Here is a 2,619-nt window from a genome sequence, read left to right on the forward strand (position 1 = left end):
CCTGGCCCAGGCAGCGGCACGCCTCCAGGTTGGCCAGGGCCGAGTTCTGCTGCCAACCGCGGATCTCCGAGGCGGTCCCGCCCACCAGTTCGGCGTAGTGGTGGGCCTCCGTCAGCAGGCGGTCGGCCAAGGCGGCCCAGGAGGCGTAGGGCCGGTCCCGGCGCAGGGTCCGGACCTGTGCCAGGGCGGTGTCCGGGTCCCCGCGGAGGGTGCGCAGCAGCGCCAGCAACTGGGCGTGCGCCGACCAGAACTCGTCCGTGTCCGGTTCGGCCGGCAACCCGGCCAGCACCTCGCCGGCCGCCTCCAGGTCCAGTGCCGCCAGGGCGCACCAGGCACGGGCGAGGTCCCCGCACCGGCTCACCTGCTGCCGGCCCCGGCCGACCCTGGACAGCGGTCCCTCCAGTTGCGCCACCCAGGACCGGGCCGGCTGGAACTCCCCCTGGTGCGCCGCGAGCAGGGCGAGCTTCGACAGGGCGTCGGCCTCCAGGAAGTCGTGGCTGCCGTGACGGGCCAGGTCCAGGGCGCTGGTGTAGGCCAGTCCCGCCTCGTCAAGCCGGTCGGCCAGGTGCAGGCACAGGCCCGCGTGCAGTTCGGCGATGCTGGCCAGGGGGATGCTGATGGGCCCGGAGTCCAGCGCCCCCCGCACGGCGCGCCGTAACTGGACCGCGGCGTCGGCGGCGGCCGCGTAGTGGCCGGACAGGCGCAGGTAGCTGATCTCCACCATCCCGTACGCCACCGCACGACCGTTCGGCGTGAGGTACTTGCGGGCGGCGCGCGCCCTCAGCCGCGTCGCGGTCCGGTCCTTGCGCAGGTCCGGTTCCACGGTCGGCAGGGGCAGGGTCAGTCCCTCGGACCCGGCCGAGGCCATGATCCGCAGGGCCACGCGCAGGTGGTCCTTCTGGGCGAGCACGGGCTCGGGGATGCGGGCCAGCAGCGCCCGGAGGTACCGCGCGTCGGACGTGAACAACTCGGCGGCCCGGTCGGCCAGCACGGTGTCGAAGGGTATCCATGCCCCGCGCCGGGCCGCGGTCTCCAGGGCCACGCCCACCCGCCCGGCCCGGTCCGTGGCCTCCACCGCGGCGCGCACCATCGCCTCCACCCGGTCGGGCGCCTTCTCCTGCAGGCAGTCCGTGAGGCACCACCGGACCAGTTCGGGCATGAACCATCCTCCCGTGCCGTCGTCACGGATCAGGGCCTCGGTGGCCAGGTCCCGCAGCGCCGGCGCCGGCGACCCGCTGGCCGGCTGGAACTGGCGCAGGACGGCGTCACTGAACTCGGGCAGGTAGGCCGTCTCGGCCATGACCCCCCAGGGGTCGCGGGCTCCCAGCCATTGCAGCAGGGGAACGATCAGGGCCTGACGCGCTGCCCGGGGGGACGGCGACGGGACGAGCAGTGCCCGGACGGCCACGAGCCACCCCCCGGTGAGACGGTAGACCGTCTCCGGATCCGCCGATGCCGGCCGGGCCGGCCCGCCCGGTGGCGGTTGCGCCAGCGTGCCGATCTCCTCGGCGGTCAGCAGCACGTCCGTCGCGTCGGCCAGACGGCACGGGTGGACGGCCGCCACGTCATGGATGGGCGCGTTCGCGCTGGCCACCACCGCCACCGGACCGTCCCGTTCGGCCAGGCAGCGTCCGACCCGCCGGCTGAACGCCTCGGCGTCCTCGAGCGCGCTGTCCCACTGCAGGACCCGTTCCTGCGCTGCGGCGTCCGGGGCTTCCGGGGACGATCCCGGTCCCTGTTCCACCCAGCCGGCCGCGAACCATGCCGCGCCCGTCCCGCCGGGCGCCCGGATGATGAGCAGCCGCTCGTCCGGGACCGGCTGCCGCCGGAATCGTCGCAGGGCAGGGTGCGGCTGCCCCGCCCCGTTCGACCGCGACGTTCCCGCCGCCTGAACGTGGCTCAGACCTGTGTCCTTCATTGAGTTCTCCCCTCTCAGCGGCCAGTTTCTCATGTCCGGACCGGTCCGGAGCGTCCTGCATCACACCACCGGGCCACCGGGACCTTGACCGTTCCACGGCACGGGCCGGATCATCGGCTGCACGGCGGCCGGCCCTCCACGTGACCCACCCACGGGACCCACCCACCGTTCACCCGTCCGGCCGCGCAGGAAGGCGCTCATGGAGGTCATCGACCTGACCCGCATCACCCCGGACCTCACACCCCTGGTCGGCGGCAAGGCGGCCGGGCTGGGCGCGCTCATCGCCGCGGGCGAGCGGGTGCCCGCCGGGTTCTGCCTGACCACCGCGGCGTACCGGGCCGGGGCCATCCCCGAGGACGCGGTCCTGACCGCCTACCGCGCCCTCGGCGGCGGCCCGGTCGCCGTGCGGTCCAGCGCCACGGCCGAGGACCTGCCCGGCGCCAGCTTCGCCGGCCAGCAGGACACCGTCCTCGGCGTGCAGGGTGAGGCAGCGCTGCTCGAGGCCATCCGGCAGTGCTGGGCATCCCTGGGTAGCGAGCGCGCCGTCGCCTACCGGGCCGGGCAGGGACTGCAGGACGCGGAGCTGGCGATGGCCGTCGTCGTGCAGGAGATGATCACCCCGAGCGTCGCCGGGGTGATGTTCACGGCCAACCCGCTGACCGGCACCCGCACCGAGACCGTCATCGACGCGGTCCCGGGCC

At 74.7% G+C, this 2,619-nt stretch carries 2 protein-coding genes; one reads left to right on the top strand and one right to left on the bottom strand.

The window, feature by feature from the left end; all coding sequences use genetic code 11:
* The coding region (locus PLJ28_RS15535; RefSeq protein WP_324590407.1) for a hypothetical protein at window positions 1-1,918 on the bottom strand (1,918 nt) is incomplete at its 3' end.
* 199 nt (window positions 1,919-2,117) lie between these two features.
* Here PLJ28_RS15535 and PLJ28_RS15540 point away from each other — a divergent pair.
* A partial coding sequence (locus PLJ28_RS15540) for a PEP/pyruvate-binding domain-containing protein (RefSeq protein WP_324590408.1) occupies window positions 2,118-2,619 on the top strand: 502 nt, incomplete at its 3' end.

This window comes from Citricoccus sp., assembly GCF_035445025.1.
GTDB lineage: Bacteria > Actinomycetota > Actinomycetes > Actinomycetales > Micrococcaceae > Citricoccus.